The organism is Micromonospora sp. NPDC048907, assembly GCF_055586885.1.
On the sequence record NZ_JBVJHI010000001.1, the window covers coordinates 623,246 to 645,257 of the forward strand.

General features: G+C 73.8%; 24 protein-coding genes. 12 read left to right on the top strand and 12 right to left on the bottom strand.

Going from position 1 to position 22,012, the window contains the following annotated elements; all coding sequences use genetic code 11:
* Position 1: 1 nt before the first annotated feature.
* Positions 2 to 820: a PaaX family transcriptional regulator gene (locus tag ACZ6PY_RS03170; protein ID WP_262286985.1), complete on the bottom strand. Its 819-nt coding sequence runs from the start codon at positions 818 to 820 to the stop codon at positions 2 to 4.
* Between the two features lie 190 nt (positions 821 to 1,010).
* Between ACZ6PY_RS03170 and ACZ6PY_RS03175 the strand changes: the two genes are divergently transcribed.
* Positions 1,011 to 1,178 carry a DUF3117 domain-containing protein gene (locus ACZ6PY_RS03175; RefSeq protein ID WP_013283866.1) on the top strand — a complete coding sequence of 56 codons (168 nt, stop codon included), beginning with the start codon at positions 1,011 to 1,013 and terminating at the stop codon, positions 1,176 to 1,178.
* Positions 1,179 to 1,322: 144 nt separating this feature from the next.
* The gene (locus tag ACZ6PY_RS03180) at positions 1,323 to 2,783 is read left to right on the top strand and encodes a leucyl aminopeptidase family protein (RefSeq protein WP_466068738.1); all 1,461 of its coding nucleotides are present in this window, start codon (positions 1,323 to 1,325) and stop codon (positions 2,781 to 2,783) included.
* A 12-nt stretch (positions 2,784 to 2,795) separates the two neighbouring features.
* Here ACZ6PY_RS03180 and ACZ6PY_RS03185 read toward each other — a convergent pair whose 3' ends face one another.
* Complete coding sequence (locus tag ACZ6PY_RS03185; protein ID WP_357941059.1) at positions 2,796 to 3,407, bottom strand: O-methyltransferase; 612 nt, start codon at positions 3,405 to 3,407, stop codon at positions 2,796 to 2,798.
* A gap of 247 nt (positions 3,408 to 3,654) precedes the next feature.
* Between ACZ6PY_RS03185 and ACZ6PY_RS03190 the strand changes: the two genes are divergently transcribed.
* Both ACZ6PY_RS03190 and ACZ6PY_RS03195 read left to right on the top strand, forming a co-directional pair.
* Positions 3,655 to 4,962, top strand: a complete 1,308-nt coding sequence (locus ACZ6PY_RS03190) for a S1C family serine protease (protein ID WP_466069384.1) — start codon at positions 3,655 to 3,657, stop codon at positions 4,960 to 4,962.
* A 72-nt stretch (positions 4,963 to 5,034) separates the two neighbouring features.
* Complete coding sequence (locus ACZ6PY_RS03195) at positions 5,035 to 5,457, top strand: twin-arginine translocase TatA/TatE family subunit (RefSeq protein ID WP_466068740.1); 423 nt, start codon at positions 5,035 to 5,037, stop codon at positions 5,455 to 5,457.
* Between the two features lie 166 nt (positions 5,458 to 5,623).
* On the opposite strand, the gene ACZ6PY_RS03200 is transcribed toward ACZ6PY_RS03195, so the two are convergent.
* The 3 genes from ACZ6PY_RS03200 to ACZ6PY_RS03210 form a co-directional block, all read right to left on the bottom strand.
* Positions 5,624 to 6,772, bottom strand: coding sequence for a P-loop NTPase (locus ACZ6PY_RS03200; protein WP_466068742.1), 1,149 nt, complete (start codon positions 6,770 to 6,772; stop codon positions 5,624 to 5,626).
* Positions 6,773 to 6,942: 170 nt separating this feature from the next.
* Entirely contained in the window at positions 6,943 to 7,548 is a 606-nt protein-coding gene (locus ACZ6PY_RS03205; RefSeq protein WP_262286981.1) for a DUF1003 domain-containing protein, read from the bottom strand.
* Positions 7,541 to 8,827, bottom strand: coding sequence for a magnesium transporter MgtE N-terminal domain-containing protein (locus ACZ6PY_RS03210; RefSeq protein ID WP_466068744.1), 1,287 nt, complete (start codon positions 8,825 to 8,827; stop codon positions 7,541 to 7,543). The genes ACZ6PY_RS03205 and ACZ6PY_RS03210 overlap by 8 nt, the downstream gene beginning before the upstream one ends.
* 33 nt (positions 8,828 to 8,860) lie before the next feature.
* Here ACZ6PY_RS03210 and ACZ6PY_RS03215 point away from each other — a divergent pair, with 33 nt between their 5' ends.
* Both ACZ6PY_RS03215 and ACZ6PY_RS03220 read left to right on the top strand, forming a co-directional pair.
* Entirely contained in the window at positions 8,861 to 9,730 is an 870-nt protein-coding gene (locus tag ACZ6PY_RS03215) for a PhzF family phenazine biosynthesis protein (RefSeq protein ID WP_262286979.1), read from the top strand.
* Positions 9,731 to 9,740: 10 nt separating this feature from the next.
* Positions 9,741 to 10,274, top strand: coding sequence for a hypothetical protein (locus ACZ6PY_RS03220; RefSeq protein ID WP_466068746.1), 534 nt, complete (start codon positions 9,741 to 9,743; stop codon positions 10,272 to 10,274).
* A gap of 7 nt (positions 10,275 to 10,281) precedes the next feature.
* On the opposite strand, the gene ACZ6PY_RS03225 is transcribed toward ACZ6PY_RS03220, so the two are convergent.
* Positions 10,282 to 10,977 carry an HAD family hydrolase gene (locus ACZ6PY_RS03225; RefSeq protein WP_466068747.1) on the bottom strand — a complete coding sequence of 232 codons (696 nt, stop codon included), beginning with the start codon at positions 10,975 to 10,977 and terminating at the stop codon, positions 10,282 to 10,284.
* Between the two features lie 101 nt (positions 10,978 to 11,078).
* Between ACZ6PY_RS03225 and ACZ6PY_RS03230 the strand changes: the two genes are divergently transcribed.
* Complete coding sequence (locus ACZ6PY_RS03230; RefSeq protein ID WP_466068749.1) at positions 11,079 to 12,035, top strand: DMT family transporter; 957 nt, start codon at positions 11,079 to 11,081, stop codon at positions 12,033 to 12,035.
* Between the two features lie 71 nt (positions 12,036 to 12,106).
* Positions 12,107 to 14,260, top strand: coding sequence for an APC family permease (locus ACZ6PY_RS03235; protein WP_466068751.1), 2,154 nt, complete (start codon positions 12,107 to 12,109; stop codon positions 14,258 to 14,260).
* A 177-nt stretch (positions 14,261 to 14,437) separates the two neighbouring features.
* Here the strand turns inward: ACZ6PY_RS03235 and ACZ6PY_RS03240 are convergent, their stop codons facing one another.
* Both ACZ6PY_RS03240 and ACZ6PY_RS03245 read right to left on the bottom strand, forming a co-directional pair.
* On the bottom strand, positions 14,438 to 14,728 hold the full coding sequence (locus ACZ6PY_RS03240; RefSeq protein ID WP_466068752.1) for a DUF1330 domain-containing protein: 291 nt from the start codon (positions 14,726 to 14,728) through the stop codon (positions 14,438 to 14,440).
* A gap of 48 nt (positions 14,729 to 14,776) precedes the next feature.
* Positions 14,777 to 15,601 carry an SDR family NAD(P)-dependent oxidoreductase gene (locus tag ACZ6PY_RS03245; protein WP_466068754.1) on the bottom strand — a complete coding sequence of 275 codons (825 nt, stop codon included), beginning with the start codon at positions 15,599 to 15,601 and terminating at the stop codon, positions 14,777 to 14,779.
* Between the two features lie 126 nt (positions 15,602 to 15,727).
* On the opposite strand from ACZ6PY_RS03245, the gene ACZ6PY_RS03250 reads away from it, so the two are divergent.
* Entirely contained in the window at positions 15,728 to 16,684 is a 957-nt protein-coding gene (locus ACZ6PY_RS03250) for an HpcH/HpaI aldolase/citrate lyase family protein (RefSeq protein WP_313723237.1), read from the top strand.
* 56 nt (positions 16,685 to 16,740) lie between these two features.
* Here ACZ6PY_RS03250 and ACZ6PY_RS03255 read toward each other — a convergent pair whose 3' ends face one another.
* Complete coding sequence (locus tag ACZ6PY_RS03255) at positions 16,741 to 17,304, bottom strand: DUF4190 domain-containing protein (RefSeq protein ID WP_466068756.1); 564 nt, start codon at positions 17,302 to 17,304, stop codon at positions 16,741 to 16,743.
* Positions 17,305 to 17,418: 114 nt separating this feature from the next.
* On the opposite strand from ACZ6PY_RS03255, the gene ACZ6PY_RS03260 reads away from it, so the two are divergent.
* On the top strand, positions 17,419 to 18,309 hold the full coding sequence (locus ACZ6PY_RS03260; protein ID WP_466068758.1) for an SDR family NAD(P)-dependent oxidoreductase: 891 nt from the start codon (positions 17,419 to 17,421) through the stop codon (positions 18,307 to 18,309).
* A 20-nt stretch (positions 18,310 to 18,329) separates the two neighbouring features.
* Here the strand turns inward: ACZ6PY_RS03260 and ACZ6PY_RS03265 are convergent, their stop codons facing one another.
* Positions 18,330 to 18,764: a DUF4190 domain-containing protein gene (locus tag ACZ6PY_RS03265; protein WP_313723235.1), complete on the bottom strand. Its 435-nt coding sequence runs from the start codon at positions 18,762 to 18,764 to the stop codon at positions 18,330 to 18,332.
* Positions 18,765 to 18,944: 180 nt separating this feature from the next.
* Here ACZ6PY_RS03265 and ACZ6PY_RS03270 point away from each other — a divergent pair, with 180 nt between their 5' ends.
* Entirely contained in the window at positions 18,945 to 20,141 is a 1,197-nt protein-coding gene (locus tag ACZ6PY_RS03270; protein ID WP_466068760.1) for an acyl-CoA dehydrogenase family protein, read from the top strand.
* A gap of 52 nt (positions 20,142 to 20,193) precedes the next feature.
* Here ACZ6PY_RS03270 and ACZ6PY_RS03275 read toward each other — a convergent pair whose 3' ends face one another.
* Positions 20,194 to 20,877 (bottom strand): PH domain-containing protein, encoded by a 684-nt coding sequence (locus tag ACZ6PY_RS03275; RefSeq protein WP_466068762.1) that lies wholly within the window; start codon positions 20,875 to 20,877, stop codon positions 20,194 to 20,196.
* 89 nt (positions 20,878 to 20,966) lie between these two features.
* On the opposite strand from ACZ6PY_RS03275, the gene ACZ6PY_RS03280 reads away from it, so the two are divergent.
* Complete coding sequence (locus ACZ6PY_RS03280) at positions 20,967 to 21,620, top strand: TetR/AcrR family transcriptional regulator (protein ID WP_466068764.1); 654 nt, start codon at positions 20,967 to 20,969, stop codon at positions 21,618 to 21,620.
* Here ACZ6PY_RS03280 and ACZ6PY_RS03285 read toward each other — a convergent pair.
* Positions 21,580 to 21,987, bottom strand: a complete 408-nt coding sequence (locus ACZ6PY_RS03285) for a CoA-binding protein (RefSeq protein WP_313723231.1) — start codon at positions 21,985 to 21,987, stop codon at positions 21,580 to 21,582. The genes ACZ6PY_RS03280 and ACZ6PY_RS03285 overlap by 41 nt on opposite strands.
* Positions 21,988 to 22,012 lie beyond the last annotated feature (25 nt).

Below are 22,012 nucleotides of genomic sequence, written 5' to 3' on the forward strand. Positions count from 1 at the left end.
TCTAACGACCCTTCTGTCGGGCGAGGCGGTTGCTGGCGTCGAGGCACTGCTCGACGTACCGGTCGGCGGCCGGCCGGAGCCGGGCCGCGTGCCGGTCGAAGAAACTGGCGGCGCTGCTGCCGGGCCAGCGCTCGGGGAGCAGCGCCGGCGGCAGCTGCGGGTCCCGGAACAGGAAGGTACGCCACGCGTGCACGAGTCGGAACCGGGCCGCGTACGCCTCCTCGTCGCTGCTGCGCACGGTGACGCCGCTGAGCAACGGCTTCTGCTCGGCGACGAACCGCTCGTACGCGCGGCCGATCTCGGCCAGGTCCCAGGCGCGCCGGACCACGCCCATGGCGCCGGGGGTGCCGGAGGTGTGCGCGGCGGTGAACCGCTCGAAACGCACCCCGGCCTCGGCCAGCAGGACGTCGACGTCCTCGCCCGGGCGGGTCGCCACCCAGGTGCAGTCGTCCAGCGTGCCGTAGCCGAGGAAGGACAGGTTGGCGGCGAGCCGCTGCCGGTCCCGGCGGGACGCGGGCGCGTCCAGCACCAGGAGGTCGAACCGTCCGTCCCAGGCGTGCCGCCCCGTGCGGTAGATCCGGGCGCCCGCCTCGTCGAGTCTGCGGGCCGCCTTCGGTGTGATCGAATATCCGGGCCCGGAGGCGAGCCGGAGCGGTTCGAGCCAGCCCTGTCGGACCATCCGGGAGACCGCGGTGCGGACCGCCGGCGGGGCGATCCCGAGCGGTGCCAGCAGCTTGACCAGGGCGGCGACCGGTGCGCGGCCACCCCTCGCCCGGAGGTGGTCGCCGTACAGGTCGAAGAGTGCCGACCGTGCCTGCATGACCGCACATTGTGACAGGCCTATCCAAGATAAGCTAGATGCTGTTACATCAATGCTGCTTCGGTTTGGGTCCGGCGGTGTTCATCAGGGAAAATCGTTGGTCGACGCCCCCGCGACGGTTGCGGGTGGTCATGACGAAGTGGCTGTGGGGCAACCCACCGACCCTGGTGTAGGTCTGAGGGGAGACAACATGGCGGCGATGAAGCCGCGGACGGGCGACGGTCCGCTGGAGGTCACCAAGGAGGGCCGGGGCATCGTCATGCGGGTCCCGCTGGAGGGTGGTGGCCGGCTCGTCGTCGAGATGACTCCCGACGAGGCCACCGCGCTGGGTGACGCGCTGAAGGCGGCTGCCGGCTGATGCGGGGAACGGTTCGCGCGACGTCCGTCGTGCGAACGGTTCGCCATACCCTGAGCCACCGGCCATGCCGGTGGCTCAGGGCCTTCCTCGCCCAGTGAGCGGCAAAGTGTCCCGCTTCGAGCAGTTTCGGAGGTACGGTCCAGCGTGCTGGCCATTCGTCTGGTGAGCGGGCCCGAGCGGCCCGACAACCTCGTCCTGCCCGTTCGTCCCGAAGGGCCGGACGCCCCGGCCACGCTGGTTCCCACCGCCGTCCCGCCCGGCGACGACGTCCGGGCCGAGGCGACGGCGCTGCTGCCGGCCGCCCGGCTCACCGGCGCCGCCGGCGAGGTGCGCGAGCACCTGCGTCCCGGCGGCACCCCGGAACGGCTCTGGCTGCTCGGCGTCGGCGACGGCGACGAGCACGGCTGGCGGGTCGCCGGCGCGGCGCTGGCCCGGGCCGCCAAGGATGAGACGCACATCACGATCACGGTGCCGGACGAGGCGCCGGACGCGTTGCGTGGCCTGGCCGAGGGGTTGCTGCTCGGCTCCTACCGCTACCGGCTGACCGAGGCCGGCGGCACGCCCGCGCTGGCCGAGGTGGACGTCGTGGTCGGCGACCCGGAGGCGCTCGCCCCGACTCTGGCTGCCGCGCGGACCACCGCCGACATGACCCGGCTGGCCCGGGACCTGACCAACACCCCCTCGTCCACCAAGAACCCGGAGTGGTTCGCCGCCCAGGTGGCCTCCGCCGTGTCCGGCCGTGCCGACCTGCACCTGCGGGTGCGCGGGCCGGAGGAGCTGGACGCCGAGGGCTTCGGCGGCATCCTGGCCGTCGGCGGCGGCTCGGCCAGCGGCCCCCGCCTGGTCGAGCTGGACTGGCGGCCGGCCGGCGCGCGTACCCACGTGGTGCTGGTGGGCAAGGGGATCACCTTCGACACCGGCGGCATCTCGATCAAGCCGGTGCCGGCCATGAAGCTGATGCGCAAGGACATGGCCGGCGCCGCCGCGGTGGTCGCCGCCACCCTGGGCGCCGCCGCGCTGGGCCTGCCGGTGCGGGTCACCACGCTGGCCCCGCTCGCCGAGAACGCGGTCAGCGGCTCGGCGTTCCGGCCCGGTGACGTCATCCGCCACTACGGCGGCCTGACCAGCGAGAGCACCAACTCCGACGCCGAGGGCCGGCTGGTGCTCGCCGACGCCATGGCGTACGCCGTCCGGGAGCTGAAGCCCGACCTGATGGTCGACCTGGCCACCCTGACCGGTGCGAACGCGGTGGCGCTGGGCAAGCGGCACGCCGCCCTCTACAGCGAGAACGACGACCTCGCCGCCGACCTGCTGGCCGCCATCACGGCGGCCGGCGAGCGGGCCTGGCGGATGCCACTGGCCGACGACTACGTCGAGTACCTGGGCAGCGACATCGCGGACCTGCACAGCTCCCCGGCCCGGGGCGCCGGCTCGGTGGTGGCCGCGCTTTTCCTCCGCGAGTTCACCGGAGACCTGCGCGACCGCTGGGTGCACGTGGACATGTCCGCGCCGTCCTGGTCGGACGACGTGCACGGCGAGCTGGTCAAGGGCGCCACCGGCTGGGGCGTCCGCGGGCTGCTGCGCTGGCTGGCCACGCTGGGCTGACGGGCGGGGCGGTCACCCCTTCACGGCGGCGAGCAGGCCGTGCCCGACGGGCAGCAGCGCCGGCACCCAGTGCTCCGACTCGCGGATCGCCTTGATGGTCTCCCGCACGGTCACGGTCTCCATGTCGCGGGCGGCCGGATCACCGATCCGGCCGCCCGCCAGGGCGCCGTTGAGCGCGAGCACCCCGCCGGGGCGCAGCAGCCGCAGGGCGGCGTCCACGCAGGCGGCGAAACCGGTCGCCTCGGCGTCGACGAAGACCAGGTCGTAGGCGCCGTCCGCGAGCCGCGGCAGCACGTCGAGGGCGCGGCCGGTGATGATCCGGGTACGCCCCGACGCGAAACCCGCCTCCTGGAACAGGCGCCGGGCGATGCGCTGGTGCTCGACCTCCACGTCGATGGTGGTGAGCACCCCGTCGGGGCGCATGCCGCGGAGCAGCCAGACACCGCTCACCCCGGTGCCGGTGCCGATCTCCACCACCGCCCGGGCGTTCCCGGCGGCGGCGAGCAGGCGCAGCGCGGCCCCGGCGCCCGGCGTCACCGCGTCCACACCCACCTCGTGGGCGAGGGCGCGGGCGGTCCGCAGCACGAGATCCTCGGTGACGTACGACTCGGCGAACTGGAGCACCTGGGCGGTCGAGTTGCCGGAGCCGGCGACCGTGGCGATGGGACACCTCCGGGCGGACTGGTGCGAGGGGTCGGTTGGCACTGAGAGCCTAGAGGCGCGCCTCGACACGCGCAGCCGCGAGTCGGCCCTGAGACGATCACGCGCCGCAACCCCTGACTCCACTCGGGGCATCCGTGCAATCCTGGACGGAGTCCCGCGCGGCACGGTCGGCTCCACCGACCGCCCGGCGCGGGGCGTGGGGGACGGACTGGGAGGCACCGACGTGACCGACGGCTGGGACTGGCGCCAGCCCGGCGGGGGCCCGGCGCCGGCGGGAGGGCCGGCACCCGGGCAGCCGCCGCAGGGCGCCGGGGGCGGCACCTCGCCCTGGTGGTCCGACGCGCTCGCCGACCCCTGGCGCGACCCGTACGCGCCCGCTGCCGTGGTGGTACCGGCCGGCCCGGTCGCCGGGAGCGGCGAGCCGGAACCGGTGACCGACCCGGACGCGCCGAGGCGGCCGGGCCTGCGCCAGGTGGTGCTGGTCTCGCTGGTCACCGCCCTGCTCGCCGGCTCGCTCGGCAGCGCCCTGACCTACGCGTTCCTGCGCACCGGCGGGGCCGTCCCGACGCTGGGGGCGCAGGCCGGGCAGGCCCCGGCGCTCGCCCAGCGCAAGCCCGAGTCACTGGCCGGGGTCGCCGAGAAGGTGCTGCCCAGCGTGGTCACCGTCCGGGTGGCCAGCCTCGGCGGCACCAGCGAGGGCTCGGGCTTCGTGGTGAGCGCCGACGGCCACATCATCACCAACGACCACGTGGTCGCGGGCGGGCCGGGCAAGGCCACGGTGGTCTTCAACGACGGCAGCACCGCACCGGGCACCGTGGTCGGGCAGGACCCGGAGTCGGACATCGCCGTGATCAAGGTGACGCGGACCGGGCTGAAGCCGGTGGAGTTCGGTGACTCGGACGCGCTCGCCGTCGGCGACCCGGTGCTCGCCATCGGCTCGCCGCTGTCCCTGGCCAACACGGTCACCGCCGGCATCGTGAGCGCGCTGGACCGCACGATGATGGCCGGCGAGCCGGGCGGGCCGACCCGGTACTACGCGGCGATCCAGACCGACGCGGCGGTCAACCACGGCAACTCCGGCGGCCCGCTCGTCGACGGCGCCGGCCGGGTGGTCGGTGTGAACTCGACGATCAAGTCGCTGGTCGCCGACGGGCAGGAGGCCGGCAACATCGGGCTCGCCTTCGCCATCCCGATCAACCAGGCGAAGCGGGTCACCGAGGACATCATCGGCACCGGGAAGGCCCGGCGCACGGTGATCGGCGCCCAGGTCGGCGGCACCGCCGTGAGCGGCGGCGGCGTACGCCTCAACAACGTCGAGCCGGCCGGGCCGGCGGCGGCCGCCGGGCTGCGCACCGGTGACGTGGTGCTGCGGCTCGACCGGCACCCGATGAACGATCCGACCGACCTGGTGGCGCTGGTCCGCAAGTACGCACCCGGTTCGGTGGTGACGGTGGAGTACCGGCGCGGGTCCAACCGGCAGAACGCGTCGGTGACCCTCGCCGCAGACGCCAAGTGAGGCACCCTCACCCCCTCCCGGCCGGCCACCTGACGTGCGTAGTCTTGCCTTGACACGCCACGAGGAGGCCGAGTGTTCGAGAACCTGAACTGGTGGGAGATCGGCGCCCTGCTGCTCCTGGCACTGTTGATCTTCGGGGACCGGCTGCCCACGGTGATCAACGACGGCCTCCGGATGGTCCGCAACCTGCGCAACATGGCGCGGAACGCCACCGGTGACCTGAGCCGCGAGCTGGGCACGGACATCCAGCTGGAGGACCTGCACCCGAAGGCGTTCATCCGGAAGCACCTGCTCAGCGAGGAGGACGAGCAGGCCCTCCGGAAGCCGCTGCAGAGTATGTACGACAACCTCCGCTCGGACGTCACCGGCGTGCACGACGAGCTGAAGGACGTCGCCAAGGCGGCCGACCTGCGCACCAACGGCACCCGCCCGACCACCGCCACCGGCGGGCCGCCGGCGCCGGCGCCGCGCCCCTCGTACGACGACGCCACCTGACCCCCACCCCCACCCCCCCCGGGCCCCCGACCCAGCCCGTTGACCATGAAGTTGTTGTCATGACACGCCGAGGCGAGTGACAACAACTTCATGATCAACGGAACCGACCCCCCTCGGCGGGGCCGGGGAGGGTCGGTGAGGGGACGGTCGGTGGCGGGAGGTGCGGTCAGCGGCCGGCGGGCTTGAGGCCCAGGGGCTTGCCCAGCAGCGACTCGCGGCGCACCGCGAGGCGGTCGGCGACCTGGACGAGCGCCCGGGCGGCCGGGGCGTCCGGCTGGGCCAGCACGATCGGGTTGCCGGCGTCGCCGCCCTCGCGCACCCGGGTGTCCATTGGGATCTGCCCCAGCACCGGCACCTGCGCGCCGATGGTCCGGGTCAGCGACTCGGCGACGGCCGCGCCGCCACCGGCCCCGAAGACCTCCATCCGGGAGCCGTCCGGCAGCTCCAGCCAGGACATGTTCTCGATCACGCCGACCACCCGCTGGTGGGTCTGCAGCGCGATGGCGCCGGCCCGCTCGGCCACCTCGGCGGCGGCCGCCTGCGGGGTGGTGACGACCAGGATCTCGGCGTTCGGCAGGAGCTGGGCCACGGAGATCGCGATGTCGCCGGTGCCCGGGGGCAGGTCGAGCAGGAGGACGTCCAGGTCACCCCAGTAGACGTCGGCGAGGAACTGCTGCAGCGCCCGGTGCAGCATCGGGCCGCGCCAGACCACGGCCGCGTTGCCCGGGGTGAACATGCCGATCGAGATGACCTTCACGCCGTGCGACTGCGGCGGCATGATCATGTCCTCGACCCGGGTGGGCGCGCCGTCGGCGCCGAGCATCCGGGGCACCGAGTGGCCGTAGATGTCGGCGTCCACCACGCCGACCGAGAGGCCGCGGGCGGCCAGCGCGGCGGCCAGGTTGACCGTGACGCTGGACTTGCCGACGCCGCCCTTGCCGCTGGCGACCGCGTAGACGCGGGTGCGGGAGCCGGGCTGGGCGAACGGGATGACCGGCTCGGCGGTGGCCCCGCCGCCGCGCAGCTTGGACTGGAGCTCCTGGCGCTGCTCCTGGCTCATCACGCCGAACTCGATCTGGACGCCGGCCACGCCGGGCACCGCCCCGACGGCGGCCGTGATGTCGGTGCGCAGCTTGTCCTTCAGCGGGCAGCCGGCCACGGTGAGCAGCAGCTCCACCCGGACCACGCCGTCGTCGCCGATCTCGGCGGAACGGACCATGCCCAGCTCGGTGATCGGCCGACGGATCTCCGGGTCGTTGACGGTGGCCAGGGCGGCCTGGATCGCGTCGGAGACGGTGCTGACGGGTGCTGACATGTCCGCAATGCTACGTCGGTGGTCATCGGCGTCCGCCGCTGGCGGGGGGCGGTGTGAGCGAATCGATGGCCGCCCGAGGGGTGGACGGGCCGTGCCGCGAAGTGGGACGATCGCACCGAACGCCGCTCGCCTGGCCCCTTGAGGCGCGCGGCGTTCAATACGTTCCGGGGTCAGCCCTCGAAACGCCCGTCGCGGGCGAAGTCGCCGTCGAGGTCGTCGCGGGGCTCGTCGAGCGGCTCCCCGCCGGCCTGCCGCCGGGCCTCCCGCTCCTGCTGCCGGCGCTCCAGCTTCCGCCGCCGCTCGGCCGCCTCGTCCAGCTCCTCGGCCAGCCGGGTCAGCTCCGAGCGGAGGAAGTCGCGGGTCGCCACCTCGCCCAGGGCGATGCGCAGCGCGGCGATCTCCCGGGCCAGGTATTCCGTGTCGGCCTTCTGCATGGTGGCCCGCCGCCGGTCCTCCTCCAGGGCGATCCGGTCCCGGTCGGCCTGCCGGTTCTGCGCGAGCAGGATCAGCGGGGCCGCGTACGAGGCCTGGAGGGAGAGCACCAGGGTCAGGAAGGTGAAGGTGTACGGGTCGAAGCGCAGGTTCTCCGGTGCCAGGGTGTTCCAGGCGAACCAGGCGGCGATCACCAGCGTCATGTAGACGATGAAGTTCGCGGTGCCCATGCCCCGCGCGATCCCCTCCGACCAGCGGCCGAAGGTTTCCGCGTCGATCCGGGGCAGCTGCAGGCCCCGGGGCGACCGGGGCTGGTCCAGCCGCTCTCGTCGCTGGTCAGCCATTGTCGCCGTCCTGGGGCGCCTCGTCGGCGGCGGACGCGGCCGACAGGGCGTCCCGGTCCCGCCAGTCCCGCGGCAGCGAGTGGTCCAGCACGTCGTCCACGGTCACCGCGCCGACCAGGCGCATGGTCCGGTCCACCACGGGCATGGCGACCAGGTCGTACGTGGCCATCCGGCGGGTGATCTCGGGCAGCGGGGTGGTCGGCCGCAGCGGGTCGATGTCGTTGACGACGACCCCGCCGAGCAGGTCGGCCGGTGGCTCCCGGAGCAGCGCCTGGAAGTGGACCATGCCCAGGTAGCGCCCGGTGGGCGTGGTGAGCGGGGCGCGGGTCACGAAGACCTGCGCGGCCACGGCGGGGGAGAGCTGCGGCTCGCGGATCCGGGCCAGCGCCTCGGCCACCGTGGCGTCCGGCGGCAGGATCACCGGCTCGGAGGTCATCACGCTGCCGGCGGTGCCGGAGGCGTAGCGCAGGAGCTGGCGGACCGGCGTGGCCTCGTCCGGCTCCATGAGGTCGAGCAGCACGTCCTGCTCCGGCGGGGGCAGCTCGTTGAGCAGGTCGGCGGCGTCGTCCGGGTCCATCTCCTCCAGCACGTCCGCGGCGCGTTCCCGGTCCAGCGCGGCCAGGATCTCCACCTGGTCGTGCTCGGGCAGTTCCCCGAGCACGTCCGCGAGGCGCTCGTCGTCCAGCGCGGCGGCGACCTCGTTGCGCCGGGCGTCGGGCAGGTCCTGGAGGGCGTTGGCCAGGTCGGCCGGGCGCATGTCCTCCAGCACGGCGAGCAGGTTGGCCGTACCGCGGTTCTCGCCGAGGGTGCCGAGGCCGCGCACCCGGTCCCACTCCACCTGGTGCAGGTGGCCGCGGCGGGCGAGCCGGCTGGTCTGCTCGCGGACGGCGACGCGGGTGAGCGCCCACTCGCCGCCCCGGCTGCACTCCATGGCCACGTCGACCACCGAGCCGGCCTGCCCGGTGTCCAGCTGGACCCGCCGGTCCAGCAGCTCCTGGAGCACGAGCAGCTCGTTCGGGCGCTTCTCGAACCGGCGCAGGTTGAGGGTGCCGCTGCCGAGCACCACGGCGTCCGCGTCGATGGAGGTGATCCGGTTGATGGAGAGGAAGATGCGCCGCCGCATCGGCATCTCGGCGACCAGCCCCACCACCTCGGGCGGGCGCTGGGTCGGTCGCATCCGGGCGACGGCGTCCCGGATCCGACCCACCTGGTCACCGTTCGGGTCGAAGACGGCGACTCCGGCGAGTCGAGCGATGTAGACCCGGTTCGGCGTGCTCACGGGCACCAGCCTAAGGGCCTAGTGTTTATCAACATGTCGACCTTGGCCTACGAGATCGTGGACGTCTTCACCGATCGCCCGTTCGCCGGCAACCCGCTGGCCGTGGTGTTCGGCGCGGAAGGGCTCGCCACCGAGCAGATGCAGGCGCTCGCGCTGGAGTTCAACCTGTCGGAAACGGTGTTCGTGCTGCCGCCCACGCAGGTCGGTGCGACGTACCGGGCGCGGATCTTCACACCGGCCGAGGAGCTGCCGTTCGCCGGTCACCCCAGCGTGGGCGCCGCGGTGACCGCGAGCCGCCGCGGCATGTTCGACGTGGGCAGGATCACCCAGGAGTGCGGCGCCGGGGTGCTGCCCATCGAGGTCACGCCCACCGGCGCGACCCTCACCGGTGGCACCCCGACCCTCGGGCCGGAACTCGACCCGGAGCCGCTGCTGGAGATGGCCGGCCTCACGGCCGCCGACCACGCCGGCCCGGCGCCCCGGGTCGCCGGCTGCGGGCTCGAGTTCCCCTACCTTCCGGTACGCCCGGACGCGGTGGCCCGCGCCAGGGTGAACGCGGCGGCGGCGGAGCGGTACGGCGTGGAGCACGTCAGCGTCTTCTCCTGGGACGCCGACTCGCAAACCGCGCACGCCCGCGTCTTCGTGCCGGGCCTCGGCGTGCCGGAGGACCCGGCGACCGGCTCGGCCGCCCTGGGCCTGGGCGTCTGGCTGGTGGCCAGCGGGCTGCTGCCCGGCGAGGGCCGTTCCGAGTACGCGGTCCGCCAGGGCATCGAGATCAACCGGCCGTCCGCGCTGGCCTGCACGGTGACCGCGGCCGGCGGGGTGGCGGTGGGCGCGACGGTCGCCGGCCACGTCATGCCGGTGGCCCGTGGCGAGATCGCCGTTCCGCCCTTCGTGGGCTGAGCCGGGCCGGATGCGGGAGGATGCCGGAGTGAGCGACGAGGTCGGCGAACGGACCACCACACCGCTGGTGGACGAGGCCATGAAGAAGGCGGCCGTCTGCTGGGTCAGCGTCGGCGGCGGTCCGGCGTACGGCCTCTGGTGCCTTCCGCTCGACGGCGCGCTGCTTGTCGTGACCGGCCCGGGCGAGCAGTCCGCCCCCGGGCTGGCCGACGCGGACGCGGCCGAGGTGACCCTGCGCGGTGACCACGGCGGCCGGATCGTGACCTGGCCGGCCCGGGTGACCCGGCTGCGGCCGGGCAGCGAGGAGTGGGAGACCGCCGCGCCGCTGGTCGCCGCCAAGCGGCTGAACGCCCCGGGCCCCTCCGCCGACCTGGTGGCCCGCTGGGCGGCCGAGGGTTGTGCGGTGAACCGGCTGAGCCCGGCGGGCGCCGCCGTCGCGGGCGCGGACCTGCCGGCCGGCTCGCTCGCGGAGCAGCCCCGGGAGACCACGGCGGTGCGGGCCACCCGCAAGCCCTTCCGGCTGCACAAGGTCCGCCGGCGCTGAGCCGCCGTCAGGCGACGGTGACCGGGTCCAGCAGGTCGAGCACCTCGGTGAGCGAGGTCAGCACCCGGCCGTCCCAGCCGTGGTCGGCGTTGAACACCATGTGGCCGGTCAGATCCGGGGCGGCCAGCCGGACGGCGGTCAGGCCGGCCCGCTCGGCGCCGGTGAGTTCCTGGCTGCCGCCGTCGCCCACGTAGAGGCAGTCGGCCGGTGCGAGGTCGAGCCGGTGGCAGGCGTCCAGGTAGAGCGCCGCGTCGGGCTTGCAGCGCCCGACCTGCACCGAGAAGACCCGCACGTCGAGCAGCGGGGCGACCGCCAGTTGGGGCAGGAACGCCGGCAGCTCGTGCGTGCAGTCGCTGATCAGGCCGGTGCGGACGCCCCGTTCCCGCAGCGCGGCGAGCACCGGCACCGCCTCGGCGCGCAGCCGGGTGTCGGCGCGCACGGCCCGGTGCCGGGAGGCGACGGCGGCGCGCACCGCCTCGTCGGAGGGATCCACGCCGGCCTGCCCGCAGACCCAGCGCAGGGTCGCCTCGGCGTTGCCGAACCGGCCGCTGGCGCGCTGGTAGTAGCTGCGGTCGAGGACCTCGACGAGGGTGTCGGCCGAGCAGCCGAGCAGCTCGGCGATGGTCCGGTGGGCGGACCCGCGCTGGACGCAGCGGGTCAGCGTGCCGAAGAAGTCGAACAGCACCGCCTGGTACGTGGGCATGGGGGAGGCTCCGGACGTCGAGGGGGATCGCCGGGACGCGCATGATCGTAACGGAGTGCTGACCGTCCGTGGTGCCGGGCGGCGTGTGAGTATTGCTCTCCGTGTCCCCCGCTCCGCACCGCCCGCCGCTCGACGCGCTGACCGTCGGCGCGCTCGCGCTGGCCGTCACCGCCGTCTCGTCCTCCGCGCCGCTTGTCGCGTTCGCCGCCGCGCCGGCCCTCGCCATCGCCTTCTGGCGCAACCTGCTGTCGCTGGCCGTGCTCGGCCCGGTCTCGGTGACCCGGCGGCGGGCCGAGTTCCGGGCGCTGACCACCGGCGCTGGCCGGCGGGAGGGGCTCTACTGCGTACTGTCCGGGGTGGCGCTGGCCGCCCACTTCGCCACCTGGATGCCGAGCGCGCAGCTCACCTCCGTGGCCGCGGCCACCGCGCTGGGCGCCACCCAGCCGGTCTGGCAGGGACTGATCGCCCGCTGGCAGGGGCGGCGGCTGCCCGCGGCGGTCTGGGCCGGCATCGCGGTGGCCGTGCTCGGCGCGGTGCTGGCCACCGGGGCCGACTTCGGTGCCTCCGGGCGGGCCTTCGCCGGCGACCTCCTGGCCGTCGCGGGCGGCATGTTCGCCGCGGTCTACACCGCCTTCGGCGAGCGGGCCCGGGCCAGCATCAGCACCACCACCTACACGACCATCTGCTACGGGGTCTGCGCGGCGATCCTGCTCGTGGTCTGCCTCGTCGGCGGGGTGCGCCTGCACGGCTACGACGGCGGCACCTGGCTGGCGATCCTCGGCCTGGTGGCCGGCGCCCAGCTCCTCGGCCACTCGATGTTCAACTACGCCCTGCACCGGGTCTCCGCCACCACGATCAGCGTGCTGATCCTGCTGGAGGCGCCGGGCGCGGCGCTGATCGCCGGAGTCTGGCTGGGCCAGCTGCCCCGCCCGCTCGCCCTGCCGGGGCTGGCCCTGCTGCTGGCCGGCGTGGCCGTGGTCATCCTCGGCGGGGCCCGGGCCGGCCGCCGCGCCGTGCCGGTCGCGGTGCCCGCCGACCCCGCGCCGCTGGCCGACTGAGGCGGTCGTCCCGGCCGCCGATCGTGGCCATTCCGCCTCGCGCGGCCGGCTCGTCAAGCAGAGTGCGGAACGTGGAGGCGGGACGCGAACGGCACGACGACGTCGAGCACGGGAGCCTCGTCACGCCCTCCGCCGAGTTCCCGCCGCTCGGCCCGCCCGAGCGGGCGGCGCTCGGCCGGATCGGGGAGCGGTGGCGCGCGCCACGCGACGGTGACCTGCCCGTCGACCCGACGCTGGTCCGCAGCGACCGCCGGCCGGTCCCGACCCGGTTCGGCCGGCTGGCGCCGTTCGAGATGTTCACCGTGGAGGAGCCCGACGAGCTGGTCGCCACCGAGCGGGCCAACCTGCCGGGCTCGCGGCTCGGCCGGGCGTCGACCCGGCTGCGCCGGGCCCTGTTCGGGCCGCCGCTGTCCAGCGCTGCCGTGCTCTACGAGCGGATGCGCAAGCTGGTCGCCCTGCCCGTGCTCTCCTCCGACCTGCTCAGCTCGGTGGCGTACGGGCCGGAGGCGATGCTCACCGTGCTGGTGCTGGCCGGCACCGGGGCGCTGGGGGTCTCGCTGCCCCTGGCCGCCGTGCTGGTGGTGCTGATGGTCGCGGTCGGTGTGTCGTACCGGCAGACGATCCAGGCGTACCCGCACGGCGCCGGCTCGTACGTGGTGGCGGGCGACAACCTCGGCAGCCTCGCGGGACTCGCGGCGGCGGCCGGGCTGATGGTCGACTACGTGCTCACCGTGTCGGTGTCGGTGGCGGCCGGTGTGAACGCGGTGACCTCGGCGCTGCCCGGGTTCGCCCCGGTCACGGTGCCGCTCGGGGTGCTGGTGATCGCCGTGCTGCTGGCGGCCAACCTGCGCGGCGTACGCACCGCCGGGAACATCTTCGTGCTGCCCACGTACGCCTTCGTGGTGGCCGTGCTGGCGTTGCTGGTGGTCGGCTACCTGCGGGCGGCGGGCCGGGGCTTCGCGCCGGTGCCGCCGCCGGAGCTGCCGGCCGCCGAAGGGCTGGGGCTGCTCCTGGTGCTTCGCGCGTTCTCCTCCGGAGCGGTGTCGATGACCGGCATCGAGGCGGTGTCGAACGCCGTGCCGGCGTTCCGGCCGCCGGAGTGGCGCAACGCCCGGGCGACGCTCGGCTGGATGGTGTTCCTGCTGGTGCTGCTCTTCGCCGGGCTGACCGGGCTGATCCGGCTGGAGGGCCTGGTCCCGGTGCCCGGCGAGACGATGCTCTCCCAGCTGGGCCGGGTCACCTTCCCGACCGGACCCTGGTACCCGCTGCTCCAGGTGGCGACCACGCTGATCCTGCTGCTGGCCGCGAACACCGCGTTCAACGGCTTCCCCCGGCTGCTGTTCTTCATGGCCCGGGCCGGCCACGCGCCGCGCCGGTTCCTGCACATGGGCGACCGGCTGGCGTTCAGCAACGGGATGGCCGCCCTGGCGGTGGCGGCGGGGGTGGTCTTCGTCGCGTTCGGCGGGCACACCCAGTCGCTGATCCCGCTCTACGCCGTCGGCGTCTTCCTCGCCTTCACCCTGTCCCAGGCCGGCATGGTCGTGCACTGGCGGCGCCGGCGGGGACGGGGCTGGCGCCGGCGCCTCGCCGTCAACGCGGTCGGCGCCACCCTCTCCGGGCTGGTGCTGCTGACCGCCGCCGTGTCGAAGTTCACCGAGGGCGCCTGGGTGGTCGTGGTCGCGGTGCCGCTGCTGGTGCTGCTGTTCCTGCGGATCCACCGCCACTACGCCACGCTGCACCGGGCGCTGGCGCTGCACCCGCCCGCGACCGCGCCGCCCGGCCCCGCCGGGTCCGCCGAGGGCGAGGAGCTGCCCCAGGAGGTACGCCACCTGGTCGTCGTGCCGGTGGCCCGGCTGAACCGGGCGTCGCTGCGCGCTCTGGCGTACGCCGCGTCGCTGGGCCAGCCGACGCTGGCCGTGCACATCGCTCCCGAGGAGAGCGAGGCGGACCGGTTCCGGGAGCAGTGGCGGGCCTGGGGCGACCACCTGCGACTGGAGACGATCGTGTCGCCGTACCGGGCGGTGATCGGGCCGCTCGCGCACTATCTGGAGGCGCTGCACACCACCCGGCCCGAGCTGACGCTGACCGTGATCGTGCCGGAGGTGGTGCTCCGCCGCCGCTGGCACCGCCCGCTGCACAGCCGCGCCGAGCAGCGGCTCCGCGCCGCCCTGCGCGCGCTGCCCGGCGTGGTGGTCACCAGCGTCCCGGTCCACCTCGCCGAGTGACGCTCACAGGTACGCCACCCGCCGGTCCTCGGGCCCGCGGGCGTCGTGCCGGTCGTAGAGGTACGCGGTCAGGCCGGGGCGCAGCGCCAGGGTGACGGCGAGGGTGGTCCTGCCGGCCCACTGGGCGCCGCCGATCCAGAGGGCCCGCCGGTCGACCGCCGTGATGAAGTGGGAAGGTCAGACGTCGTGGACGTCGAGGACCCGGGTGGTGGGGGCGGCGTCGCCCAGCGCGGCCCGCAGCGCCAGCCGCTCCGGGTCCACCATGAAGGCCTCGTAGCCGGCCCGCGCGGCGAACCGGATCACGTGCACCTCGGTCGTCCCGTCCCCGCTGCGCAGCCGCCGCTCCAACCGCCCGCCGTGCCGTCCGAGCAGGGCGAGCACGGCGTCCTCGTACCGCCGACCGGCCTCGGGGTCGGCGCTCAGGTCGACCAGGGCGACCAGCAGGGGCACGTCCGTCGGTTCGGTCATGCGGCGGAGTATCGCAGCGTCGGGCCGGATCGGGCGGCCCGGAACGGCTCAGGCGTCGATCCCGACGGCTTTGGCGCTGGCCGTCCAGAGCCGGGCGGCCAGGGCCGGGTCGCTGGCCTTGGGCAGCGGCCGGCGGAGCCGCCGGTCGGCGTAGTAGCCGCCGTCGACCAGCCGGGCCGGGTCCTGGTTGGCCAGCCAGACCAGGGTCTCCGCACCCCGCTCCGGGCTGCGGAACGGCAACAGCCGCATGCCGAGGGCGACCAGCCGGCTCTCGTTGCCGAACCGGGTCCGCACGACGCCCGGGTGGAACGAGTGCGCCGGCATCCCGGGCCAGCGCCGGGCCGCCTCGGCGGCGAACAGGATGTTCGCCTGCTTGCTGGTCCCGTACGCGCGCATGGGCCGGTAGCGGCGCAGCGCGGCGTTGAGGTCGTCGGGGTCGAGCACGCCGCTGCGGTGCGCGCCCGAGGCGGTCACCACCATCCGTCCGACCCGGTCCCGCAACAGGTTGCTGAGCAGGAATGGCGCCAGGTGGTTGGCCTGCATGCTCAGCTCGAAGCCGTCGACCGTGGTGACCGGCTGGAGCACGATCGCCCCGGCGTTGTTGACCAGCACGTCGATCCGGTCGTACGCGGCGCGCAGCCGCTCGGCGAGCCCGCGTACGTCGTCCAGCACGGCGAAGTCGGCGCGGAACAGCTCGGGTTGCTCGCCGCAGCACTCGCGGAGCCGTTCCCCGGCGGCGCGCAGCCGGGCCGGATCCCGGCCGACAAGTACCACGCGGTCTCCGCGTCGCGCCAGGTCGACCGCGGCGGCGAGGCCGATGCCCGAGCTGGCGCCGGTCACCACGACGGTCCGACGCTCAGTGAGATCTTCCACAGGTCCATTCACCCCGGTCACGGCACGAGGTTACCGTGGCGTCACAACGCCCTTTGGGATCGTTAAGTTTCTCGTCTTCCACCTGGTGGCGTCGGCGTGCCCGCGGACGCTGGAAGGAGCGCACCCATGGCCGCAGTCGGTCGCCCCCGCCGGTCCTGCCTCGCGGTACCCGGTTCCAGCGTCAAGATGCTCGGCAAGGCCCAGGGCCTCCCCGCCGACCAGGTCTTCCTCGACCTGGAGGACGCGGTCGCCCCGCTGGCCAAGCCGGACGCCCGCAAGAACATCGTCGCCGCGCTGAACGAGGGCGACTGGGCGGGCAAGACCCGGGTGGTGCGGGTGAACGACCTGACCACGCCGTGGACCTACCGGGACGTCATCGAGGTGGTCGAGGGCGCCGGGGCCAACCTGGACTGCATCATGCTGCCGAAGGTGCAGAACGCCGAGCAGGTGCACTGGCTGGACCTGCTGCTCACCCAGATCGAGAAGACGCTCGGCCTGGAGGTCGGCCGGATCGGCATCGAGGCGCAGATCGAGAACGCGGCCGGCCTGGTCAACGTCGACGCGATCGCGGCCGCCTCGCCCCGGGTCGAGACGATCATCTTCGGCCCGGCCGACTTCATGGCCTCGATCAACATGAAGTCGCTGGTGGTCGGCGCGCTGATCCCGGACTACCCGGGCGACCCCTACCACTACATCCTCATGCGGATCCTGATGGCCGCCCGGATGCACGACAAGCAGGCCATCGACGGCCCGTTCCTGCAGATCCGGGACGTGGACGCGTTCCGCGAGGTGGCGAAGCGCTCGGCCGCGCTGGGCTTCGACGGGAAGTGGGTGCTGCACCCGGGCCAGATCGACGCGGCCAACGAGGTCTACTCGCCGGCCCAGGCCGACTACGACCACGCCGAGCTGATCCTCGACGCGTACGACTGGTACACCTCGGAGGCGGGCGGGAAGCTCGGCGCCGTGATGCTCGGCGACGAGATGATCGACGAGGCGTCCCGCAAGATGGCGCTGGTCGTCGCCGCCAAGGGGCGGGCCGCCGGGATGAGCCGCACCTCGTCGTTCACCCCGCCGGTGGAGTGACCGCGAGCCGTTGACCGCGACGGGCCGCCCCGGCCGACCGGGGCGGCCCGTCCGCGTCAGTAGCTGCTGGAGCTGTCCGAGTTGATGGCGATGACGATCATCACGACGTAGAAGATGATCAGCAGCACCAGCAGGGCGGTGAGGATCCAGCCCACGATGATGGCGGCCTTCGCCATGCCCTCGCCCTGCTCGCCGGTCTGCCGGATCTGCTTCCGGGCGACGTGGCCCATGATCGCGCCGACCGGGGCGGTGATGCAGGAGGTGAAGCCGACCAGCGAGAGCACCAGCGCCACGATGGCCAGGGTGTTCGTCTTGCTGGACGGGGGCGCGTAGCCGGGGTACGCCGCCGGCGGGTAGCCGGCCGCGGCGTACGGGTCGCCGGCCGGCGGGTAGCCCGGCGGGGCGTACGGGTTGCCGGGCGGCGCGTAGCCGGGCGCGGCGTACGGGTCGGGGGACTTCGCGACGGCGTAGGGGTCGGCGGGCGCGTACGGGTCCGCCGAGGTCGGCTGGGTCGGGATGGGGTTGCCGGCCATCGGCAGCGTCGGGTCGACCGGCGGGCTCGACTGTGGCCCGGCCGCCGACGGGTCGTGCCAACCACCGGGCGGTGGGGAATAGGTCATCAGATCATCTCCATGGACGTGGTGCGGTCAGGGTAGCCACCGGCGGGCAAGTCGCAGGGACCCCTTTCCGGGTGCCGCGTTGCCCGGAACGTCCACAGCGGGCAGGATCGCGGCATGGCACTTGACGCGCGCGGTGGTCGGTCTCGACGGGACGTCAGCCGGCCGGGCCTGGTGCGCCGGCCCCGCGGCGGCGCCCCGGCGGGCTCCGCCGACCAGGACCAACCGGCACCGCTGGAGGAGCCGGCCACCATGCGCCTGGACGGCCGCGTCGCCCTGGTCACCGGCGCGGGCAGTCCGGACGGCATCGGGTACGCGACGGCGCGGCGCCTCGCCGACCTCGGCGCCCGGGTGGCGATCGTCTCCACCACGCGGAGGATCCACGAGCGGGCCGGCGAGCTGGGCGTCACCGGCTTCGTCGCGGACCTCACCGACGAGTCCGAGGTGGGCGCGCTCGCCGACGCGGTGGCCGAGCAGCTCGGCGACGTCGAGGTGCTGGTCAACAACGCCGGCCTGGCCAGCCGGGCCAGCCCGGAGGTACTGCGGCCGGTGGCCCAGCTGACCTACGACGAGTGGCGCGGCGAGATCGACCGCAACCTGACCACGGCGTTCCTGTGCAGCCGCGCGTTCATCAGCGGGATGGCCGAGCGGGGCTGGGGGCGGATCGTCAACCTGGCGGCCACCGCCGGGCCGGTCAACGCGCTGCCCACCGAGGCCGCCTACGCGGCGGCGAAGGCCGGCGTGGTCGGGCTGACCCGCGCGCTGGCGATGGAGATGATCGCCGACGGGGTGACCGTGAACGCCGTGGCGCCGGGCATCATCCACACCGCGGCGTCCACCATGGTCGAGATCAAGCAGGGCCTCGGCACCCCGGTCGGCCGCCCCGGCACGCCGGACGAGGTGGCGGCGGCCATCGCCTTCCTCTGCTCGCCGGCCGCCTCCTACATCACGGGGCAGATGCTGGTGGTCGACGGCGGCAACAGCGTCCGGGAGGCCGAGTTCCGCTGACCGTCCGCGGCTGCCGACGGTCAGTAGGTGTTGCCGTTGTCCGAGTTGGCCCAGATGGCCAGGCCGATCCAGCCGCAGCAGACCAGCAGGCCGATCGCGGTGAAGATGTAGCTGAGGATCAGCCCCCAGGTGGCGAGCTGATCACCCTCCTCGCCGGTCCGCCGGATCTGCCGCTTGGCCAGGTGGCCGCAGACGATGCCGGCCGGGGCGAAGACGAAGGCGAAGACCAGCGACAGGATGGCGAGCACGTTCGGCCCGCCGCCGCGCGGCTGCGGGCCGGGGCCGGGCGGGCCGTACTGGCCGTACGGGGGTTGGGGAGCGTAGGGCGGCTGGCCGCCACCGGGCGGCTGGTGCCCCCAGTGCGGCTGCTGCTGCGGGTCCCCGTACGGCTGGCCGTAGGCCGGCGGCTCGTACGGCGACGGTGGCTGGTCGGGCTCACCGGGTGGTTGGCTCACGTCCCTCCTCGCCCTTCGTCGCAGGTCGACGGCCTTCTCTCTTGCGGACGCTACCCGCAGCGGTGAACCTTTTCACAGCGGTTGTGTGGACTGGTCACCTTGGCTCCGCCGGTCCCGGGGCCGATACTGACCCAGCGTTCAGTTACCCACGAGTAATGCGCCGATCCCCCGGAGGCTGAGATGGCCCGACTCGCCCAGACGCCCGGCCTGACCGACGTGCAGCGGTCGATCCTGGAAACCGTCCGGGAGTTCGCCGACAAGGAGATCATCCCGCACGCCCAGCGGCTGGAGCACGCCGACGAGTACCCCACCGACATCCTCGACGGGATGCGCGAGATGGGGCTGTTCGGCCTGACCATCGCCGAGGAGTACGGGGGCCTCGGCGAGTCCCTGCTGACCTACGCCCTCGTGGTCGAGGAGCTGTCCCGGGGCTGGATGTCGATCTCCGGCATCGTCAACACCCACTTCATCGTGGCGTACCTGATCTCCCAGCACGGCTCGGCCGACCAGAAGGCCCGGCTGCTGCCGCGGATGGCCACCGGCGAGGTGCGCGGCGCCTTCTCGATGTCGGAGCCCGAGTGCGGCTCCGACGTCTCGGCGATCAAGTCGAAGGCGGTCCGCGACGGCGACACCTACGTGCTCAACGGCCAGAAGATGTGGCTGACCAACGGGGCGTACTCCTCGGTGGTCGCCACCCTGGTCAAGACCGACACCGGGGCCGACTCGGTCTACGGCAACATGAGCACCTTCCTGCTGGAGAAGGAGCCCGGCTTCGGCGAGACCGCCCCCGGCCTGACCATCCCCGGCAAGATCGACAAGATGGGCTACAAGGGCGTCGAGACCACCGAGATGGTGCTCGACGGCGTCACCGTCCCCGCCTCGGCGGTGCTCGGCGGCGAGGAGAAGGTCGGTCGCGGCTTCTACCAGATGATGGACGGCATCGAGGTCGGCCGGGTCAACGTGGCGGCCCGCGCCTGCGGCATCTCCATCCGCGCGTTCGAGCTGGCCGTCGCGTACGCCCAGCAGCGCCGCACCTTCGGCCAGCCCCTCGCCAAGCACCAGGCCGTCGCGTTCAAGCTCGCCGAGATGGGCACGAAGATCGAGGCCGCCCACGCCCTCATGGTCAACGCGGCCCGGCTCAAGGACGCCGGCCAGCGCAACGACGTCGAGGCCGGGATGGCCAAGCTGCTCGCCTCGGAGTACTGCGCCGAGGTCGTCCAGGAGGCGTTCCGCATCCACGGCGGCTACGGCTACTCCAAGGAGTACGAGATCGAGAGGCTCATGCGGGAGGCGCCCTTCCTGCTGATCGGCGAGGGCACCTCGGAGATCCAGAAGACGATCATCTCCCGCGGCCTGCTCAAGGAGTACAAGCTCTGAGCCGGTGCTGACGGCCCCTCCCGGACGCCCGGCGTAGCGGGAGGGGCCGCGCTCAGCGCCGGCGATGCGAGCCGGTGCTCCCGGGGGAGTCGCCGGCCGTCGTGCCCGCCGGGAGGAGGTGCCGGCGAGCCGCGGCCACCAGGGCCTTCGGGTCGTCGGCGTACAGCCGGATCTCCCGGACCGGCTCGCTCGGTCCCTTCGGCAGGCGCACCGACAGCGGCTCCCGCAGCACCACGTCGATCGCGGTCTGGCTGCCGACGCCGAGGTTCAGCACCGCCGGGTCGTCCGGGTCGTACTGCACCCCGCGGCTGGACGGCAGCGACCGGTAGCGCGCCTCCACCCGGGCGACGGCGGCCCACGGGACCAGCACGTCGAGGGAGATGCCGTTGCGGATCCGCAGACCGGCGTCGTCGACCACGTGCGGGTGGATCCGGAGGCTGGCGAGCAGGCCGACCATCCACAGCACGCCCCAGATGCCGAGCACGATGAACGCGTGCCGGACCGTCGGCCAGCCGACGGTGTGCCGGAGGATCAGGTCGAGGACCGGGATCTCGAGGGCCGACAGCGCGATGAACACGCCGAGGATCGGCTGCACCACGCCGACGTAGGCGAACGTCTCGCCGCCCGGCACCACCGGGTGGGGACGCCGGAAGACCCACCGGGCCAGGCTGCGCCACATGCCCCACTCGTAGACGACCGCCCGGCGGGCCAGCCGGACCACGTCGATCTGTGCCATCCCCCGCCACCTTCCTTTTGCATTGCAGTTGCAACGTAAACGATCGCGGACGGCGTGTCAATGCAGTCGTATTGTGAAAGCATGGGGGCATGCCGAAGCGGGTCGACCACCGGGAGCGCCGGGCGCTGATCGCGGACGCGCTGATGCGGGTCGCGGCCGAACAGGGTCTGGAGGCGGTCAGCCTCCGGCACGTGGCCGCCGCGGCCGGGGTCAGCGCCGGGATGGTGCAGCACTACTTCCGCACCCGGGACGAGATGATGACCTTCGCGCTCGCCGTGGTCCGGGAGCGCAACGAGACCCGGGTGACCCGGGCGATCGGGGCACTCGGCGGGACGCCCGCACCCCGGACCCTGCTGCGGACCATGCTGGCCGAGCTGCTCCCCCTCGACGAGGAGCGCCGCGCCGACGGCCGGGTCGCGCTCGCGTTCCTGGCCTACACCGCCGTACGCCCCGCCGTCGCCGCCGCGCTGCACGACGAGACGGCCGCGCTGCTCGGGTTCGTCGCCGGCCAGATCCGGGCCGGAGCCCACCCCGGGGTGGATCCGGAGCGGGCCGCGGTCGGGTTGCTCGCCGTGCTGGAGGGCCTCGGCATCTACCTGCTCGGCGGGCACTACCCGCCGGAGACCGCGCTGGCCGCCCTCGACACCCAGCTCGACCTGCTCTTCGGCCCCGAAACTGATCGTCCCCCGGCCGGGGCCGGCGTCAGCCGCGCCGCGACAGGCCCCCGGCGGCCCGCTCGATGATGAGGCAGCGGTCCTCGACGTAGTCGATCCCCGCCTCCTCGGCGATCCGCCGCGCCTCGGCCGAGAAGATCCCGAGCTGCAACCAGACCGCCGGCGCGCCGATCGCCACGGCCTGCCGCACCACCTCGACGGCGTCGCGGGCCGGGCGGAACACGTCGACCAGGTCGACCGGGTGGGGAATGTCGGCCAGCGACGGGTACGCCTTCTCGCCGAACAGCTCGTCCACCGTCGGGTTCACCGGGATGATCCGCCAGCCGTGCCGCTGCATCTCCAGCGGCACGCGGTGCGCGGCCTTGCCCGGGTCGCGGGACGCGCCCACGACGGCGATCACGGCGGAGTCGGCGAGGATCTGCTGGGCGGAACGCATCCGTCGAGCCTAACCCCGCCGGCGG

Bases quoted from the DNA above. Each gene is read 5' to 3' on its own strand.
- ACZ6PY_RS03205 (WP_262286981.1), bottom strand. From the start codon at position 7,548: ATGGCTGACCAGCGACGAGAGCGGCTGGACCAGCCCCGGTCGCCCCGG.
- ACZ6PY_RS03280 (WP_466068764.1), top strand. From the start codon at position 20,967: ATGCCGAAGCGGGTCGACCACCGGGAGCGCCGGGCGCTGATCGCGGAC.
- ACZ6PY_RS03200 (WP_466068742.1), bottom strand. From the start codon at position 6,772: ATGTCAGCACCCGTCAGCACCGTCTCCGACGCGATCCAGGCCGCCCTG.
- ACZ6PY_RS03175 (WP_013283866.1), top strand. From the start codon at position 1,011: ATGGCGGCGATGAAGCCGCGGACGGGCGACGGTCCGCTGGAGGTCACC.
- ACZ6PY_RS03225 (WP_466068747.1), bottom strand. From the start codon at position 10,977: ATGCCCACGTACCAGGCGGTGCTGTTCGACTTCTTCGGCACGCTGACC.
- ACZ6PY_RS03170 (WP_262286985.1), bottom strand. From the start codon at position 820: ATGCAGGCACGGTCGGCACTCTTCGACCTGTACGGCGACCACCTCCGG.
- ACZ6PY_RS03220 (WP_466068746.1), top strand. From the start codon at position 9,741: ATGCGGGAGGATGCCGGAGTGAGCGACGAGGTCGGCGAACGGACCACC.
- ACZ6PY_RS03215 (WP_262286979.1), top strand. From the start codon at position 8,861: ATGTCGACCTTGGCCTACGAGATCGTGGACGTCTTCACCGATCGCCCG.
- ACZ6PY_RS03270 (WP_466068760.1), top strand. From the start codon at position 18,945: ATGGCCCGACTCGCCCAGACGCCCGGCCTGACCGACGTGCAGCGGTCG.
- ACZ6PY_RS03275 (WP_466068762.1), bottom strand. From the start codon at position 20,877: ATGGCACAGATCGACGTGGTCCGGCTGGCCCGCCGGGCGGTCGTCTAC.
- ACZ6PY_RS03250 (WP_313723237.1), top strand. From the start codon at position 15,728: ATGGCCGCAGTCGGTCGCCCCCGCCGGTCCTGCCTCGCGGTACCCGGT.
- ACZ6PY_RS03240 (WP_466068752.1), bottom strand. From the start codon at position 14,728: ATGACCGAACCGACGGACGTGCCCCTGCTGGTCGCCCTGGTCGACCTG.
- ACZ6PY_RS03285 (WP_313723231.1), bottom strand. From the start codon at position 21,987: ATGCGTTCCGCCCAGCAGATCCTCGCCGACTCCGCCGTGATCGCCGTC.
- ACZ6PY_RS03255 (WP_466068756.1), bottom strand. From the start codon at position 17,304: ATGACCTATTCCCCACCGCCCGGTGGTTGGCACGACCCGTCGGCGGCC.
- ACZ6PY_RS03260 (WP_466068758.1), top strand. From the start codon at position 17,419: ATGGCACTTGACGCGCGCGGTGGTCGGTCTCGACGGGACGTCAGCCGG.